Origin of the sequence: Halomonas sp. AOP30-A1-24, from assembly GCF_052378165.1 — a bacterium.
GTDB classification, from domain to species: Bacteria; Pseudomonadota; Gammaproteobacteria; order Pseudomonadales; family Halomonadaceae; genus Vreelandella; species Vreelandella citrativorans.
In genome coordinates this window covers 96,656-112,853 of record NZ_JBQSXL010000005.1, presented here as the reverse complement: position 1 = coordinate 112,853, position 16,198 = coordinate 96,656, and the positions used below count along the sequence as shown (strand labels likewise).

Genomic DNA, 16,198 nt, shown 5'->3' with positions numbered 1-16,198 from the left:
ATTATCATCCCTTATTGGGAGGGGAGGTCAAGCGGTTAAACATGCGTTTGCACTGTCTTTGGCGTCTTGTCATCGCTAATCGGGATTGTCACTAACCGTTAGTTGACGTTTACGTTAACTTGCTGATATACCCTATTCTTGGCCCTGGGGCAGCTATACAGACTGCCTCTGTTACAAACACAATCATAATCAGGAGCAAGCGTAATGGCCGTTCGCGAAATTCCCATGATCATTGATGGTCAAGCCGTCCTGTCTCAAAGCCAGGAGTGGCGTGATGTGGTTAATCCGGCGACCCAAAAGGTGGTTGCCCGGGTGCCTTTTTGCACGGCAGAAGAAGTAGAGCATGCGATTGCAAGCGCCCATCATGCGTTTAGAGAGTGGCGCAAGGTACCGCTTGGAAAGCGCATGCGTATTATGCTGGCGTTGCAGGCACTGATTCGTGACAACACCGATGAACTAGCCGCCTTAATCACCGAAGAGCATGGCAAAACGTTGCCAGACGCCAAAGGTGAAGTAGGGCGAGGTCTGGAGGTGGTCGAACACGCCTGCTCGATTACCTCGCTCCAGCTAGGAGAGGTGGCCGAGAACGCGGCAAGCGACGTCGATGTTTATACGCTACATCAGCCGCTAGGCGTAGGGGCCGGTATTACGGCCTTTAACTTCCCGATCATGCTGCCCTGTTTCATGTTTCCGCTGGCCATCGCGACAGGCAACACCTTTGTGTTGAAGCCTTCTGAGCAGGATCCCAGCTCGACCATGCGCTTGGTGGAGCTCGCCCATGAAGCCGGTGTGCCAGCTGGGGTGTTGAACGTGGTGCACGGCGGTCCTGAGGTTGCCAACCAGATTGTCGATCACCCAACGATTAAAGCGCTATCGTTTATTGGCTCAACCCACGTCGGCTCATTGCTTTACAAGCGGGCGGCAGATGCGGGTAAGCGTATGCAGGCGATGATGGGGGCGAAGAACCACTGTGTGGTTATGCCCGACGCAAATCGCAGCCAAGCCATCAACAATCTGCTGGGCTCAGCATTTGGCGCCGCAGGCCAGCGCTGTATGGCTAATTCGGTCGTGGTGCTGGTCGGTGAGGCGCGACAATGGATTGATGATATTGTGGATGCTGCAGGCCAGATGAAAGTGGGGCCTGGCACCCAACAGGATGCCGATTTAGGGCCGCTGGTATCGCCTGCCGCCAAGGAGCGTGTGTTAGGTCTTATCGAGACCGGTGAAAAGGAGGGCGCAACGCTATTGCTTGACGGGCGTAACTGCCAGGTACGCGATTATCCGAAGGGCAATTTTGTGGGGCCGACGTTATTTACCGATGTGACTGCGGAGATGACCATTTACCGTGAAGAGATATTTGGGCCGGTACTTTGCGTTGTCAACGTGGAAACACTCGACGAAGCAATTGCGTTTATTAATGCTAATCCTAACGGCAACGGCACGTCTATCTTCACGAATTCTGGCTGGGTGGCGCGACGCTTTGAAACTGATATAGACGTGGGGCAGGTGGGTATCAACGTGCCAATCCCGGTGCCGGTTGCCTATTTCAGCTTCACTGGCTCACGTGCTTCAAAGCTCGGTGATTTAGGGCCAAATGGCAAACAGGCGATCGCCTTCTGGACACAAACCAAAACGGTAACGGCACGCTGGTTTGAGCCTGAAAACGTTTCAAGCGGTATCAATAGTACTATTGCATTAAGCTAACGCTTACTTACTAAGCAGTCACTGGCTCTTGTGGGGGCCAGTGACGTTGTTGTACTCAAGGCTTAAAAATCATTCAGCAGGCTCAAGCTTTCTTCCAGTAGCTTTTCAATCGGCTTAAGTTGGCTTTCATGCAATACGAGTAGAGACGGCGCCTCTTTTGGCTGTCCGACAAGGGGCACTAAAAGGGCGAACTCACTCTCCTCTAGATGAAATTCATGAATTTCACGCGGGCCTAAGGCCGTTTGGCATTGGGAGCAGCGGTAGACATCGTCCTCGCCATACACCAACCGGTGATACATTTTAAAAAGCGTATAAAGTGCCAAGCCGCCTTCAAGCGCAGACCAGCGTGCGGGCGTTTTGGGTATATCGTCGGTGACCGCTTGCCCTTCGGCTTTGGCATCGGCGATCACATTTGCTAAAGGCATCGCCAAAATGGCAGGGTCTTCAGAGGGTAGCGGAGCGTTTTGCTTCGTGGCCTGGTCGAAGTCTTTTACCGCGCGCTTTACATCATCTAGCGTATTTAAAACGTAGTCAGCATGCTGTAAGTCGCCAGGCTCGCAGCTACCGTTCTCCCAGCCATGGATCACGCGTAGCGTCATGTCTCCTCGTGACATGGGGCGGGCCAGTAGCATATAAAGCATTACGCGAACGTGAAGCTGGCGCTCATCGGTATTGTTTTCAAACGCACGGTAGGGGTCAGCAAACAGAGTATTGAGCCGCCCTTGCGTATGCTCCTTGGCTTCGGTGTATGACATATTGGTTTCCTGTAAGCGCGTCGCTTATTCTCCTGTGCGACGCTTGTAACACTAATGTTTTATAACACTAATGGCGGTAAGCTACTTTTATTTTGTAATGCTTTGACTCAGTGTACAGCAGCTTTTGTTAGTCTAGACAACGTTGTAGCGAATGAATAGCAGAAGTAAACCGTTTTCCTGTTAGCTATTTAGCGGCTAGGATACGGCGCGAGTAGCTGCTCATTTTGGCGGTTAGCTCGCTTTACATCAGGATACGCTCTCAATTCACTGTCGCCAGGGGAGCCACGTTGCGTGGCTGAGAATGCTATGACGCAGACCCTGGAACCTGAACCGGTTAGTACCGGCGGAGGAAGTGCGACATGCCATACCTAACGTCAGCCGTGCTGGGCGCGGCGCTCTGTTGCTTTGCATTTTTAGGCCTTAAAGCCCGTGGGCGTAAAGGCTCATTGGATGACTTTGTAACCGCTCGTAATTCACAAACCAGCACCACGCTAGGGCTCTCTTTTGTTGCATCTGGTATGGGGGCCTGGATTTTGTTTGCGCCGCCAGAAATTGGCGCTTTTATTGGCCCATTGGCCTTGGCAGGCTATGCCCTTGGCTCCTCACTGCCTTTTATCGTCCTTGGCTTTTATGGTCCGTCTATACGCCGGGCTCTCCCTGAGGGGCGGAGCATCGCTGAGTTTGCCGAGGCGTGCTATGGGCGCGGCGTACGCCACTGGGTAACGCTGGTTTCCGTGGTGTATATGGCCTGCTTTTTAGCCGCTGAATTAACCGCTATTGGAGCGATCACCTCGCTGCTTTCTGATGTTCCGTCGAGCTGGGTGATTATTGGAGTAACGCTCACTACGTTGCTTTACACGGTAAGCGGTGGGCTGCGCGCAAGCCTGGCCACTGACCGTTGGCAGGCATGGTTGCTGCTTGCACTGTTAGTGGTGGTTTCCAGTGTCACCCTTTGGCACTTGCCTGCCATGCCGAGCAGTGCGACATGGCCCTCTATCGCCACTTCTGATGCGCTTAGTGTGGCACTAACGCTTGTCATCGCGGTTACCGCAGCGAACTTGTTTCACCAGGGCTACTGGCAGCGGGTATGGGCGGCACGTGATGACCAAAGTTTGGCCCGCGGGGCTTGGGCAGGAGGGGGCGCCACGGTCATGATCGTTATGGTGATTGGCGGTTTGGGTATGCTTGCTGCCATGAACGGTGTTCCGCTGGGCGAACCGCCCATGCCTTTTTTTGCACTGCTCAATAACGCGCCACCCTGGCTAGCTATAACGGCACTAGTGCTTGCCGTTACATTGGTGGCGTCCAGCGTAGATACGCTACAAAGCGGTATTGCCTCACTGATCGTGTCGCGCAGTGAACAGCCAAGCGTTTCTATCGCGCTCACACGTTGGATGACCGTTTTGCTTATGGTGCCTGTCGTGGTTGTCGCACTTCAGGGTGTGTCTGTTTTACGTCTTTTTTTAATCGCTGATTTAGTCTGCGCTGCAACCGTGGTGCCCGTGCTGCTGGGCTTGTGGCGGCGCATGACGCCTCTTGCGGCTATCGGTGGCGGCATGGCGGGTCTATTGGGTGCGATCTTGCCTGGGTGGATGAGCCACGCCAGCATAAGCGAAGGGATAATGGCGGCAAGCTTTCCGAACAGTGTACCCACACTAGCGCCGTTTCTAGGTGCGTTGTTAGCTTCCACGGTGGTAAGCGTGTTATTAGCGTATTCAAGAACTCCCTGGAACCAAGGACAGTTATGATTCGCAGTATTTTGACGACCCCTGATGGCGAAACCCATGAAGGGAACGAAGAGCTTTTTGTCACATGGCAGAATACCCCCGGCAGTCATATATGGATCGATATGCAGGGGGAATCAGCAGAATCTGCTGAGCGGCTACTGGGTAAATTTGAGTGTCACCCCATGGCTATTCAGGATGCCCATAAGGAGCGTGTACCACCCAAAATAGAAGAGTTTGATAACCACGCACTGATTATTTACCGCGGTATTTCATCTTTTGATGCCCAGCTAAACTTTGTTCCTCAGCAGGTCTGCTTTTTTATTGGTGAGTGCTTTCTAGTGACGCTACATCCAGGCGTTGCCATGAGCATTGAGCGGCTCTTTAAGGAGCACGGTAAGACGTTATTAGCGAAATCACCGGAGCAGGTGGCGCTCAAGGTGATGTATATCTCTGCTGGGTATTACATTGATAGCCTGCTTGAATTTGAAGCGGAATTAAGCGATTTAGAAGATGAGTTACATGAAAATGGTAACGATGTATTAATGCGCAAAATTACCATGTACCGCTCCCGGCTGGTTAAGATGCGGCGCGTGTTTAATTATCATAAAGGGATTACCCAAGAGTTAACTGTCTACGACTATGAGCACGTCCCGCGTGAGGAAAGTGAAACGCTGCATGCCATTAACGATGTTGCCGAACGTTTTGAGCGGCTTTATACGCTTACTCAGATGTATTACGACATTTGCGGTGATTTAGTAGACGGTTACATATCAATCTCGTCGCACCAACTGAACATTACAATGCGCGTTCTAACGGTCATTACGGCGATTTTTGTTCCGTTAACGTTTGTTGCGGGTATCTACGGGATGAACTTTGACTATATGCCGGAGCTGCACTATCGCTATGGCTACTTCTTCATTTTAGGCATGATGGCAGGAATCGGTGGCGTGCTGATTTGGGTGTTCAGGCGAAAGGGCTGGTTCTAATTCAGCAGGCGTTTAAGGGGTAGCAAGAGTTTGCTATGGTCGGCTAGTCTTATTCCTTTGTATCAAGGAGCCTGACAATGCCTGAATCTACCGCCGTTTCTTCTACGATGGCTGCCATGCTCTTGGTCGGGCATGGTGGCGTCGAACAACTGCATTACCGTAAAGACGTCAAAACGCCGTTACCCGGCCCAAGTGATGTTCTGGTCCAGGTGACGGCGACCGCGAAAAACAATACCGACCGTAAAGCGCGTGAAGGCCTGTATCCCACCAAAGAGAAAGGCGACGTGACGTCCTTTGCCATGGGTGGCACGCCCACCTTAACGTTTCCGCGTATTCAGGGGGCAGATGTAGCCGGGCGTATCGTAGCGGTAGGCGAAGGCGTGGATGCTAAGCGGGTTGGCCAGCGTGGCCTGCTTGATTTCAATATTTATGCGGATGAGCGCCGGGATATCAATCTCACTCCCGACTACTACGGCCATGGGGCCGATGGCGGCTACGCTGAGTATATTGCGGTACCCGCAGACCAGTTCCACTCCATTGATAATCCCGAACTCAGCGACGCTGAGCTAGCCGCGATGGGCATGTGCTCCTATCAAACGGCGTACCATATGATGACCTCGGCACACATCAAGGCTGGCGAGCGCGTGTTGGTAAGCGGTGCCAGTGGTGGCGTAGGCACCGCGCTCATTCAGCTGTGCCGTATTATCGGTGCCGTTCCTTATGCGGTCAGTCAGCCTGATAAAGCCGCTGCGCTGCAAGCGTTAGGCGCCGAAGCCGTTATTGACCGTGGCGACCTGCCGACCTTTGTTAACCGCGTCTTAGAAGCTACTGGCGGAAAGCCAATTGATGCGGTGATGGACTTGGTCGGCGGCGAGATGACTGATCTGTTTATCGATACCATGATTGTTGATATGCAGCACCGCCAATCCTATCCGCGCCTTTCCATCGCAGGGGCCAGCGGCGGTAATCTCAGTGAGATCATGTGGACGCGTATTTACCTTTACCAGGTGCAGATATTTGGCGTTTCTCACGGTACTCGTGAAGAAGCCGAGCAGCTAATCACCTGGATTCGTAGTGGTGAACTCAAGCCCGTTCTCCATGCGGCGTTCAAGCTTTCTGAACTGCATGACGCCGAGCGCTATTTTGTTAATCGGGGCAGCAATTATCTCGGCAAAATTGTCATTGTACCGGATGCCCAGTGGAATACTCACGGCGCACCTTTTGCACTAACAAACGCTCAGGAGCAACGCCTTTGAAAAATATCCATACGCTTCAATTAATGGATACTCATGCGGGTGGCGATGTCAGCCGAATCGTAACGGGCGGGATTGATGCTCTGCCGGGCGCCACGGTGCGGGAGCAAATGGAGTACCTGCGCGACGATGCCGATGGCTTGCGTCGCTTGCTGCTGGAAGAGCCCTACGGTATTCCGGAGATGTCGGTGGACTTACTGGTACCAGCGACGCACCCCGAGGCCGCCGCAGGTTATATCATTATGGAAGTGATGGGCTACCCGATCTATTCAGGCTCCAATACCTTGTGTACGGCAACCGCGGTGCTTGAGTGTGGGATTGTGCCTAAGCAGGAAGGCATTCAGCAGTTTTCGTTGGAGGCCCCGGCAGGCCTGGTACGTATCGAGGCGCGTGTGCATAACGGCGTGGTCGAGTCGGTTACCTGTGAAGGTTTACCCAGCTATATTGATACTTACCGCGATACCATCCAGGTGCCTGGTATCGGCACCGTGACGTACTCTGTCGCCTATAGCGGCGGCTTTTACGCGTTAGTGGATGCTGCCGAGCTTGGTTTTAAGCTTATTCGTGAAGAAGAGCAGGCGCTTTCGGCCTGTGCGCATAAAATTGTTGAGGCCTTGCAAGCTCAACGCGGCTTTTCCCACTACACGCTGGGTGATGTAGGTCCGCTGCCTTTCCTGCATTTTATGGGCCCCGAAGAGCAAGTGGGTGAAGGCTATGTACGCTCTCGTTCAACAACCTATGTGCACCCCGGGGTGATTTGTCGCAGTACTACCGGCACCGGCACTTCCGCCAGGCTCGCGTTAATGAACTACGAAGGTCGACTCAACATAGGGGATAAACTGGAAACGGTCTCGCTACGTGAAACCGGGTTTATTGGCACGTTTACAGGGACTCATCAGGAAGGCGCCTACCAGGTGGTTGAAAATACGATTACCGGGCGCAGCTATGTGCTGGCTCAGTCGGATATCGTGATCAACTGTGATGACCCTCTGGTTTCCTGCGGTGAGCTGCACCATATTTTGAGCGACCGCCACTCTGTTAACCACTAATCTGTTAATCAATACCCTGTTAATCACTGCTCTGTTGAGTCGGGTGGCTAATCTCGGTTAACGCGATATCGATATAGCCTTGCGCTTCCAGGCGCTCCCAGACCGGGGCTTTTTCGGCCTCGGTCATTTGGCCCCAATAGGCAATTTCATCCAGCGTACGACCACAGCCTTGGCACGTATTTGTCGTGTCTGTCTAGCTGGCAGTGCTGGATGCAAGGAGAGAACGGTCGAGAAACGGTGGTCATGCGCAATTCAATTGACTCAATAGCGCTTACGAAGACGAAACTTTACCACGTAGCGATTTGATTTTACCTTTGCGGGTCTTATGGTCAACGCGGCGTCGCTGGGAGCCTTTGGTGGGTTTTGTCGGGCGGCGTACCTTTTGCTGCCGAGTCGCGCTGATGATCAATTCTTTCAGGCGAGCAAGGGCATCTTCTTTATTAAGCTCCAGCGTGCGATAACTTTGCGCCTTGATAATCACCACACCCTCTTTACTGATGCGTTGATCATTGAGTGCTATCAAACGCTCTTTATAAAACGGCGGCAGGGTAGAGCGTGAAATATCAAAGCGCAGGTGTACCGCTGACGCCACTTTGTTGACGTTCTGACCGCCTGCACCCTGAGCGCGAATTTGGCTAATATCAATTTCCCAGTCGGCCAAGGCAACATGGTTGGAAATAGTGAGCATCAAGTCCTCTGTGTCACAGGTGAGTAATAAGGCTAGCACACTTGACACAGAGGTGGTCGCAGCGACAGGATTTAAGAGGCGAGATTAGTGACCGGCTCACCGTTGCTAAACGCGACGACATTCGCAAACGCGTCACCAAAGTAGAGCTCGTAGCTATCTTTTTCGACATAACCCAAGTGAGGCGTCGCTACGCAGTTGGGCAGGGTGAGCAGAGGATCGTCGCAGGTCGGTTCGCTATCGAAAACATCAACCGCCGCGCGTCCTGGCCTGCCTGCTTCGAGGGCGCTGACTAATGCACCTGATGCAATTAACGGTGCGCGGCTAGTGTTTACCAGAAGCGCTGTGGGTTTCATGCAGGCCAAATGGTCAGCGGTCACAATGCCCCGCGTTTCATCGTTTAGGCGCAGATGTAGGCTAAGGACATCGGCACGTTTAAAGAGATCCTGCTGGCTCTCGGCAACCGTTAATCCGGCGTCCATGGCTCGAGCTCTGGTGCCTTCTCGCCCCCATACCAGCACGTTCATTTCAAATGCCTGCGCGTACCGGGCCACCAGGCTACCAATTTTTCCCAAGCCAAAAATCCCCATTGTGCGGCCTTTTAGCCCGGTGCCCAGGGTTCGCTGCCAGCGGCCAGCTTTAAGGTTTTCTACTTCTTCAGGCAGGTGGCGCATGCCACAAAGTACCAGCCCCCAGGTTAATTCGGCCGCCGCGTGGGGCGAGCCTTTACCTGTCATAACGGTAACGCCTTGTTGCTGACACGCTTTTAGGTCGACATGGGCCGCGCCGCCCCCGGTTTGGCTAATCACTTTTAAATTGGGTAAGCGTTCAAGCAGCGCTGCAGTGATAGGGGTACGTTCACGAATTAACACAAGCGCATCCGCGTGATAAAACCGTGCCACCAACGCCTCAACATCGGTCAGCGTATCGTGATAAATAGTTACGTTGTGCCCGTTGAGCATTGCATAGGCATCCAAATGGCGTACACAGTCCTGGTAATCATCAGGTATCACGATATTCATTGAATCGTTCCTTTTCTCTAAGTATGTAGCAACACTAAAAGGCCTTACGCTAAAGCGAGGCTGAAACAACGTGATACTCCGCTCTTGCTTGGTAATCAAGGGGCAGCGAACGAGCGATTATAGTTAAGCCGCTTGTTGCCGATATTAAGTCCTGTAGGCTTCTGGATCACGTAATTCAAAAAGGGAAATACACCTTAACTGACGGTTTTTTTTAGAAAATAAATGTCCGGTTTTGGTTGTAACGGTTATCCTTGACCGCCTGGCTAGTGGTACTTTTTCACCAAAAGTAGACGCTCCTGCATGACTTCTGACACAAGCGAACACGCATAATGAAAAAGACGTTAAGTATACGTACCATGCTCATCAGCCTCTTTATTGTGGCCATGTTGGGCGCGGTTGCGCTTGCCGTGACCGGCTGGTTTACCAACCAGCGGCTAATCAACGTTCAACACACTATTACCGACGATGTACTGCCTCTTCAGGATGCCAGTCGTCGTTTGGTGCTCACCGTGGCGGCCTTCGGCCAGCGTCATAACGAACTGCTCGCTGCAGAAAGCGCGTCTGACTTGGACAGCATTGTCACGGAAGAGACACTTAATCAGCGTTTTCTGGAAGCTCGTCGGGGATTAGGAGAAGAGGGGCTCCAAGGACAGCTGGAAAACCTGAACAATGAGTACGATGCGTTACGTGTGGGTGACGCAGCGCTTGAAGCGGCCCGCCAGACGGAGCTTGGCCTAAAAGCAGACACGGCCACTACGTTGACGCAAATGGAGACGTTAATCAGTAATGCCATGAGCAGTGCTGAAGAAGTGGCTAACGTCTCAGTGATTAACCAGCAGCGCTATCAGAGTGAGCAGCGTGAGTTAATGGAAGCGTGGCGTGAGGATGGCATGACCACGTTACCCACAACGGTGCTGGATAGTCTGGTGGTTGAAGGCACGGATATCAGCCGTTACAGCGCGAATGTCAGCACTGCGTTGGCATTGCTGGCGGGTTATGGCCATCAAATGGTGCAGGCCACAGATGCCGAGGCGCTGTCTACGCTGCGTCAGAACGCTATCGAACCCCAGTTCACTCAGATGCGTGACTGGTTAACGGCGATTAATGACGCACCTGATTCAGAAAGAAGCCAGATAGCGATGGTCAATGCCTTGAGAGAGGACATTAACCAGCTGGAAAGCGTGATGATCGCTGACGCCGTGTCAGTTTACCGGCTCCGTGAACAGCAGCTGGAATTAAGTCGCCAGGTTCAGGAGGCGCTAGCGAACGTGGCAAGCGCTATGGCACAAATAGAGCAGACGCTGAGCGACGTAGAGCGATATGCGGCGGCGCAGGCGGACAATGCGGTTGGCCAGGCAGAAACACTGGCCGCCGCCGGGCTCACTCTGCTGATCACCGTCACGTTAGGTGTTGTCGCTCTGCTGGCGATTTTTGGCTGGCGTACGCTGGTACGTGTACTTGGCCCGCTGGTGGCCATGCGTCGGCAAATGGAGAACATTAGCGGCGCAGGTGGCGAAAATACCAATTTGTCACAACGTCTTGATCTACAGCGAAACGATGAAGTCGGCCAAACTGCCCAAGCGTTCAACCGTATGATGGACACGTTTGAAGGTATGGTCGCCCAAGTACGTGAAAGCGCTGAGGCGATTGCCGAAAGCAGCCGACAAATTGCTTCGGGTAACGAGAACCTGTCGCAACGCACGGATCAGCAGTCCGCCTCGCTAGCCGAAACGGCTTCCAGTCTTGAGCAAATCACCTCTACCGTGAAGCAGACAGCCGACTATGCAGATCAGGCAAAAGGTGCCAGTGGCGGTGTCGATCAGCGGGCACGCTCAGCGGGGGATGTCGCCAAACGTACAACGGCGGCGATGGGGGATATACGTGAAGCGAGTGAGAAAATCACCTCGATCATTAAAGCCATTGATGATATTGCCTTTCAAACCAACTTGCTGGCGCTAAACGCCTCTGTGGAGGCTGCGCGCGCAGGGGAGCAAGGCCGTGGTTTTGCCGTAGTCGCCCAGGAAGTGCGTAAACTTGCCGGTCGCAGTGCCGATGAGGCAGCGCAAATTCGTCACTTGGTGGCTGACAGCGTGGCCAAAGTCAGTGAAGGCGAGCAACTGGTTAATGCGTCCAGCACGCACCTTCAAGAAATCATCGATAGCCTGTCAGAAGTGACTCGTTATGTAACAGAAATTGCCGATGCCACACAGGAGCAGTCGACGGGTATAGAGCAGATTAATCAGGCGATTTCACAGCTGGATCAGGTAACCCATCAAAATGTCCGTTTGGTTCAGGATGCTTCAAGCGCAAGCCACGAACTTGATGCGCGAGCTGGCGATATGCATCTGCTGGTAAGCCGCTTTCAGGTGAGCGGTAACGCGGGGCAGCAAGTACGTTCCTTGCCTTATAAAGAGGTGCCTGCACGACTGACTTAGCGCCATCGTGTTGCTTGCTAACAGCGAATGCATCCATGGTGCATTCGCTGTTTTACGTTTCAGGGGTTGATTTATCCAGGCGCTGGCTGCACTGATTAAGCAATAGTCCGTGAATGAACTAAACCAGAGAGGCAACATGACCACATTAGTAATAGGTGCCAATGGGCAGATTGGTAAACAGTTTTGTGAACTCGCCCAACAGGCTGGGGAGCCGATTAAGGCAATGATCCGGGATGAAAGCCAAGCAGAGTGGTTCAGCGAGCGTCAGATCCCCATCATTGTGGCTGATCTTGAGGATGAGTTTGAACACGCCTTCGAGGATTGCGATCAGGTGATTTTTACTGCTGGCTCAGGCCCGCATACTGGACCGGATAAAACGCTCATAATTGACCTTTATGGTGCTATCAGAGCCGCTGATATCGCCAGTGAAAAAGGGCTTGATCGCTATATTATGGTGAGTGCTATTCGCGCAGAACATCCGCTTGAAGCACCCGAAAAGATGCGCCCTTACATGGCCGCCAAGTTTGCAGCGGATAGCCATCTACGTTTTGCCAAGATTCCCCATGTCATCCTTAAACCAGGCCCCTTGACTGACGAGAAGGCAACGCACGGGTTTGCCGGGACAATGGAGACATCTCCTGAACAATCCATTACCCGGGCAGATGTTGCCCATGCCTTGCTGCACGTTGTGAAAACACCTGCGTTGAAAGACAAGGAGTTCACGCTCTTGAACGGTAAGGAACGTATTAGTGACTTGGTGCGTTGAGCCTGAGCATCACATAGTAACGATTTAAGCTTCCCCTTACCCTTGGCAAATTATGGCTTGAAGAGCGCCACATAAAGCGTGCCATTATGCATTTGCCGGTTTGACCGCGTGCTTTCGCTATAAAAAAATCAGTGTAGTAATGGCGTACTACCGCTATCGAAAACGCGCTTGCTAGGCTTGTTGGGCACATGCAACGTGTGCACAACGACAAAACAAGAAGGAGTACGGAGATGACCAGCAAGCGCATTCTGATGATTACCGGCGACTTTACTGAAGATTACGAGACCATGGTGCCTTTCCAGGCATTGATGGCTGTTGGTCATCAGGTTGATGCCGTTTGCCCTGGCAAGGCATCGGGCGACACCGTGGCGACAGCGATTCATGATTTCGAAGGTGATCAAACCTATTCTGAAAAACCTGGCCACCGCTTTGCGCTCAATGCTGATTTTGAGCGTATTGATCCCGCTGACTATGATGCTCTGGTGGTGCCCGGCGGACGTGCTCCGGAATACCTACGCTTGAATCAAGATGTGTTGGCGATGGTTCGGCACTTTTTTGAAGCCAATAAGCCTGTCGCTGCGATTTGCCACGGCGCGCAATTGCTAGCCGCTGCAAACGTGCTCAAAGGCAGGCAGTGTTCTGCATACCCGGCTTGCCAGCCAGAGGTTGAGTTGGCAGGCGGACATTTCGCCAGCATTGAAGTAAGCGAGGCGGTAACCGATGGCAATCTGGTGACGGCGCCCGCTTGGCCAGCCCACCCGGCTTGGCTTGGTCAATTTATGGCGCTGCTAAACCAGTGAGCGCTGGGCCGTTAGCATCATCATACAAAGCAAAGCTTACGCGCCTAACAGACATGCACCTAACAGACATTAGGCGCGTAGTGTATTTGCTCGCTATGCTAACGGCTTATCTGAACGTTAAGAGATCACCCCCATGTGCAAACTCTTTATTCACGCCAATCCTGAGTTATGGTCCAGTGCGACGCATTCACTGCGTATTGATGGCATGGTGACGAGCGTGCGAATGGAGCACTACTTCTGGCTCATTTTGGAAGAGATCGCCACGCGTGATGGTATGAATACGGCTCAACTGATTACTCGCCTGTATCATGAATCTATCGATGCCGGACACGACTTGGGCAACTTCACCTCGTTTTTACGCGTGTGTGCGCTACGCTATCAGGCGCTTCAACTAACGGGAGATATTCCCACTCAGCACGAGATACCGATTGCGACGCTGGATGCTGAGGAGATACTCGTGCGTGAAGGCCGCTCTAGGCGCCGCCAGGTTCACTAATCACTGACCGTCTCAGCGTGATAGTGAGTAGCGATAAAGACAGTACGTGATACAGGCATTAACAGGATTTTTTATGACAGATGTTGCGACTGCTGTGCGCCAATTACTCACCACGGCACCCGAAAAAACATTACCGATCACCTATCAGCAAGTGGCTGCGGCGTTGGGTCTGACACCTCCACGTACTATTCAGCGGGTGGCTCAGGCGCTAGAGCAGCTTATGCGCGATGATGCTGCTGCCCATCAGCCGTTTATCGCCGCGCTGGTGGTAAGCCGCCGGGGCGATAATATGCCCGCTGCTGGTTTTTTTGAGCTGGCCGTAGCGCTGGGGCGCTTCCCCGATGACACCACGCAACATGCCAAGGCGTATCGTCATGAATATCAGCAGGTATTGGCGTCGCGCTCAAACGCGTAATCTTACTTGGACGGCTTTCGTAACGGCTCCAGCAAGTCGCTTAACCCATTATGGTCAATTTCCTGCATTAGCTGCAGCAGTTGGCCAATCTCTCCCGATGGAAAACCTTCCCGCGCAAACCAGTTAAGGTAGGGCCCCGGCAAGTCGGCAATGAGCCAGCCCTGGTGTTTGCCAAACGGCATGGTGCGAGTTACCAGTTTTTCAAGGTCTTCAGGTCTCATGTCTTACTTTCCTTTGTGCGTGTCTATCGCATTGGTTTCCGAAAAGATCTAATTTTGCTAGACTTTGGTCGAAGTCAATACCCCCCCTCGATGCCGGGCAATTATAGCTTCGGCAAGATATTTCTGTATCGTCAGGATATGACATGCATAAACATTTACGTTTTTTACTCTGCACACCGCTTTTAGCGTTTGCAGCGATGCCCGTTGCGGCGGATGAGCCTGTTGATGTTGTATTAATTGGTGGCGGCATCATGAGCGCCACACTAGGTACCTATCTTCAAGAATTAGAACCCGACTGGGATATCCATCTTTACGAGCGCTTGGGCCAGGTCGCTGAAGAGAGTTCCAATGCCTGGAACAACGCAGGCAGCGGTCACTCTGCCTTCATGGAAATGAACTATACGCCGGGTGATGGCGACCACGTTGAAATTGAGCGTGCGGTTAACGTTACCGAGCAGTTTGAAATTTCCCGCCAGTTCTGGGCCCACCAGGTCGATCAGGGCATCCTGAGTGACCCGAAAGCCTTTATTAATTCGGTGCCGCATCATGCGTTGGTGTGGGGGGAAGACGATGTCGCTTTCCTGCGCGAACGCTACGCACGCATGACCGAAAACCCGCTTTATGAAGGCATGGAATACTCGGAAGATCGCCAGGAAATCGCTGAGTGGATGCCGCTGGTGATGGCTGGTCGTGATGAGAACACGCCGGTTGCCGCGACTCGTATGCAGATGGGGACGGAAGTGAACTACGGCGCGCAGACTCGCCAGATGGTTGAAGGCCTGGGCGATAGCGATAACTTCACGCTTTCGCTTAACAGTGAAGTGCGCGGTCTTGAGCGTAATGACGACGATACCTGGCACGTGACGATCAAAAACCTGGAAAGCGGTGATGAAACCACCATCGATTCCCGGTTTGTGTTCATTGGTGCGGGCGGTGCTGCGCTGCCGCTGCTTCAGGAATCCGGTATTCCGGAAGCGGACGCTTACGCCGGTTTCCCGGTGGGTGGCCAGTTCCTTTACACCACCAACCCTGAGGTTGTCGCCCAGCACCAGATCAAAGTGTATGGCAAAGCCGGTGAAGGTTCTCCGCCGATGTCGGTTCCGCACTTGGACTTCCGCAACCTGGATGGCGAGCCTGCGCTATTTTTTGGCCCATTTGCCACGTTCTCAAGCAAGTTCTTGAAAGAAGGCTCCTGGACCGACCTGTTTGGCTCCATAACATTTAACAATATCTGGCCGACAACCCAGGTGGGGTTGCATAACTTTAATCTGGTGAGCTACCTGGTGGGCCAGGTAATGATGTCCGATGACGACCGCTTTGAAGCGCTGCAGGACTTTTTCCCTGAAGCGAACAGCGATGACTGGAAGCTTTGGACCGCCGGTCAGCGGGTTCAAATCATCAAGAACGACCCTGAACATGGCGGCCTGCTGCAGTTTGGTACCGAAGTGGTAAGTGCTAAAGACGGCTCAATCGCTGCACTTCTGGGGGCTTCACCCGGTGCCTCAACCGCGCCACCCATTATGCTGCATTTGCTGGAAAACGTGTTTGCTGAGCAAGTGCAAAGCGATGCGTGGCAGGAAAAGCTGACCGAAATCGTACCGTCTTACGGCCAGCGTCTTTCTGAAAATCCGGAGCTGCTGCGTGAAATGCGGGTATACACGGCAGAAGCGCTTAAGCTGAACGAGCCGATGAATGCTGCTGAAACAGACACAGACGTTCAAGCGGAAGTTGAAAACGCGCAGCCTGAATCAGAAGCCTCTGATGAGAGCAGCGTTGACGAAAACGCTGATGCACAAAGCGAAGAGCAGGACGCCGAAACAGAAGAAGTTGTTCTGTAAGGTTTTGCCTGCTTAAGCCCTGAACGCACTAGCGTGCCATGTCAGG

15 protein-coding genes and 1 riboswitch are annotated in these 16,198 nt (G+C 52.9%); of the genes, 11 read left to right on the top strand and 4 right to left on the bottom strand.

Translation table 11 applies throughout. From position 1 onward, the window contains the following. Positions 1 to 204: 204 nt before the first annotated feature. Positions 205 to 1,704, top strand: a complete 1,500-nt coding sequence (locus ACT3TJ_RS04405) for a CoA-acylating methylmalonate-semialdehyde dehydrogenase (protein ID WP_193056773.1) — start codon at positions 205 to 207, stop codon at positions 1,702 to 1,704. A 62-nt stretch (positions 1,705 to 1,766) separates the two neighbouring features. On the opposite strand, the gene ACT3TJ_RS04400 is transcribed toward ACT3TJ_RS04405, so the two are convergent. Then, positions 1,767 to 2,459: a hypothetical protein gene (locus tag ACT3TJ_RS04400; RefSeq protein WP_193056772.1), complete on the bottom strand. Its 693-nt coding sequence runs from the start codon at positions 2,457 to 2,459 to the stop codon at positions 1,767 to 1,769. Between the two features lie 265 nt (positions 2,460 to 2,724). Further along, a riboswitch (TPP riboswitch) is annotated at positions 2,725 to 2,829 on the top strand. Between ACT3TJ_RS04400 and ACT3TJ_RS04395 the strand changes: the two genes are divergently transcribed. The 4 genes from ACT3TJ_RS04395 (at position 2,819) to ACT3TJ_RS04380 (ending at position 7,474) form a co-directional block, all read left to right on the top strand. Continuing rightward, the gene (locus ACT3TJ_RS04395; RefSeq protein ID WP_193056771.1) at positions 2,819 to 4,207 is read left to right on the top strand and encodes a sodium:solute symporter; all 1,389 of its coding nucleotides are present in this window, start codon (positions 2,819 to 2,821) and stop codon (positions 4,205 to 4,207) included. (Overlaps the previous riboswitch by 11 nt.) Continuing rightward, positions 4,204 to 5,172 carry a magnesium/cobalt transporter CorA gene (corA, locus tag ACT3TJ_RS04390; RefSeq protein WP_193056770.1) on the top strand — a complete coding sequence of 323 codons (969 nt, stop codon included), beginning with the start codon at positions 4,204 to 4,206 and terminating at the stop codon, positions 5,170 to 5,172. The genes ACT3TJ_RS04395 and corA overlap by 4 nt, the downstream gene beginning before the upstream one ends. 77 nt (positions 5,173 to 5,249) lie before the next feature. After that, positions 5,250 to 6,428, top strand: coding sequence for a zinc-binding dehydrogenase (locus ACT3TJ_RS04385; RefSeq protein WP_193056769.1), 1,179 nt, complete (start codon positions 5,250 to 5,252; stop codon positions 6,426 to 6,428). Beyond that, positions 6,425 to 7,474, top strand: coding sequence for a proline racemase family protein (locus ACT3TJ_RS04380; protein WP_193056768.1), 1,050 nt, complete (start codon positions 6,425 to 6,427; stop codon positions 7,472 to 7,474). The genes ACT3TJ_RS04385 and ACT3TJ_RS04380 overlap by 4 nt, the downstream gene beginning before the upstream one ends. Before the next feature lie 271 nt (positions 7,475 to 7,745). On the opposite strand, the gene arfB is transcribed toward ACT3TJ_RS04380, so the two are convergent. Together arfB and ACT3TJ_RS04370 are read right to left on the bottom strand one after the other, a co-directional pair. Then, positions 7,746 to 8,162: an alternative ribosome rescue aminoacyl-tRNA hydrolase ArfB gene (arfB, locus tag ACT3TJ_RS04375; RefSeq protein WP_172117229.1), complete on the bottom strand. Its 417-nt coding sequence runs from the start codon at positions 8,160 to 8,162 to the stop codon at positions 7,746 to 7,748. Positions 8,163 to 8,233: 71 nt separating this feature from the next. Next, positions 8,234 to 9,181 carry a D-2-hydroxyacid dehydrogenase family protein gene (locus ACT3TJ_RS04370; RefSeq protein ID WP_193056767.1) on the bottom strand — a complete coding sequence of 316 codons (948 nt, stop codon included), beginning with the start codon at positions 9,179 to 9,181 and terminating at the stop codon, positions 8,234 to 8,236. Positions 9,182 to 9,510: 329 nt separating this feature from the next. Here ACT3TJ_RS04370 and ACT3TJ_RS04365 point away from each other — a divergent pair, with 329 nt between their 5' ends. The 5 genes from ACT3TJ_RS04365 (at position 9,511) to ACT3TJ_RS04345 (ending at position 14,093) form a co-directional block, all read left to right on the top strand. After that, a complete protein-coding gene (locus ACT3TJ_RS04365; protein WP_193056766.1) occupies positions 9,511 to 11,616 on the top strand; it encodes a methyl-accepting chemotaxis protein in 2,106 nt (701 codons plus the stop codon). Between the two features lie 136 nt (positions 11,617 to 11,752). Next, positions 11,753 to 12,382 (top strand): SDR family oxidoreductase, encoded by a 630-nt coding sequence (locus ACT3TJ_RS04360; RefSeq protein ID WP_193056765.1) that lies wholly within the window; start codon positions 11,753 to 11,755, stop codon positions 12,380 to 12,382. A 230-nt stretch (positions 12,383 to 12,612) separates the two neighbouring features. Next, a complete protein-coding gene (locus ACT3TJ_RS04355; protein WP_193056764.1) occupies positions 12,613 to 13,182 on the top strand; it encodes a DJ-1/PfpI family protein in 570 nt (189 codons plus the stop codon). A gap of 133 nt (positions 13,183 to 13,315) precedes the next feature. Beyond that, positions 13,316 to 13,678: a ribbon-helix-helix domain-containing protein gene (locus tag ACT3TJ_RS04350; RefSeq protein WP_193056763.1), complete on the top strand. Its 363-nt coding sequence runs from the start codon at positions 13,316 to 13,318 to the stop codon at positions 13,676 to 13,678. 73 nt (positions 13,679 to 13,751) lie between these two features. Next, positions 13,752 to 14,093, top strand: coding sequence for a hypothetical protein (locus tag ACT3TJ_RS04345; protein ID WP_193056762.1), 342 nt, complete (start codon positions 13,752 to 13,754; stop codon positions 14,091 to 14,093). Between the two features lie 2 nt (positions 14,094 to 14,095). Here ACT3TJ_RS04345 and ACT3TJ_RS04340 read toward each other — a convergent pair whose 3' ends face one another. Next, positions 14,096 to 14,314, bottom strand: coding sequence for a DUF3820 family protein (locus tag ACT3TJ_RS04340; RefSeq protein WP_172117222.1), 219 nt, complete (start codon positions 14,312 to 14,314; stop codon positions 14,096 to 14,098). A 143-nt stretch (positions 14,315 to 14,457) separates the two neighbouring features. On the opposite strand from ACT3TJ_RS04340, the gene mqo reads away from it, so the two are divergent. Further along, positions 14,458 to 16,152 carry a malate dehydrogenase (quinone) gene (gene mqo, locus ACT3TJ_RS04335; protein WP_193056761.1) on the top strand — a complete coding sequence of 565 codons (1,695 nt, stop codon included), beginning with the start codon at positions 14,458 to 14,460 and terminating at the stop codon, positions 16,150 to 16,152. The last annotated feature ends 46 nt before the right edge of the window (positions 16,153 to 16,198 follow it).

What these genes read in the sequence shown, in the direction of transcription:
- ACT3TJ_RS04370 (WP_193056767.1), bottom strand. Translation starts at nt 9,181, where the DNA reads ATGAATATCGTGATACCTGATGATTACCAGGACTGTGTACGCCATTTG.
- ACT3TJ_RS04345 (WP_193056762.1), top strand. Translation starts at nt 13,752, where the DNA reads ATGACAGATGTTGCGACTGCTGTGCGCCAATTACTCACCACGGCACCC.
- ACT3TJ_RS04360 (WP_193056765.1), top strand. Translation starts at nt 11,753, where the DNA reads ATGACCACATTAGTAATAGGTGCCAATGGGCAGATTGGTAAACAGTTT.
- arfB (WP_172117229.1), bottom strand. Translation starts at nt 8,162, where the DNA reads ATGCTCACTATTTCCAACCATGTTGCCTTGGCCGACTGGGAAATTGAT.
- ACT3TJ_RS04405 (WP_193056773.1), top strand. Translation starts at nt 205, where the DNA reads ATGGCCGTTCGCGAAATTCCCATGATCATTGATGGTCAAGCCGTCCTG.
- ACT3TJ_RS04400 (WP_193056772.1), bottom strand. Translation starts at nt 2,459, where the DNA reads ATGTCATACACCGAAGCCAAGGAGCATACGCAAGGGCGGCTCAATACT.
- ACT3TJ_RS04340 (WP_172117222.1), bottom strand. Translation starts at nt 14,314, where the DNA reads ATGAGACCTGAAGACCTTGAAAAACTGGTAACTCGCACCATGCCGTTT.
- ACT3TJ_RS04385 (WP_193056769.1), top strand. Translation starts at nt 5,250, where the DNA reads ATGCCTGAATCTACCGCCGTTTCTTCTACGATGGCTGCCATGCTCTTG.
- ACT3TJ_RS04395 (WP_193056771.1), top strand. Translation starts at nt 2,819, where the DNA reads ATGCCATACCTAACGTCAGCCGTGCTGGGCGCGGCGCTCTGTTGCTTT.
- ACT3TJ_RS04350 (WP_193056763.1), top strand. Translation starts at nt 13,316, where the DNA reads ATGTGCAAACTCTTTATTCACGCCAATCCTGAGTTATGGTCCAGTGCG.
- corA (WP_193056770.1), top strand. Translation starts at nt 4,204, where the DNA reads ATGATTCGCAGTATTTTGACGACCCCTGATGGCGAAACCCATGAAGGG.
- mqo (WP_193056761.1), top strand. Translation starts at nt 14,458, where the DNA reads ATGCATAAACATTTACGTTTTTTACTCTGCACACCGCTTTTAGCGTTT.
- ACT3TJ_RS04355 (WP_193056764.1), top strand. Translation starts at nt 12,613, where the DNA reads ATGACCAGCAAGCGCATTCTGATGATTACCGGCGACTTTACTGAAGAT.
- ACT3TJ_RS04365 (WP_193056766.1), top strand. Translation starts at nt 9,511, where the DNA reads ATGAAAAAGACGTTAAGTATACGTACCATGCTCATCAGCCTCTTTATT.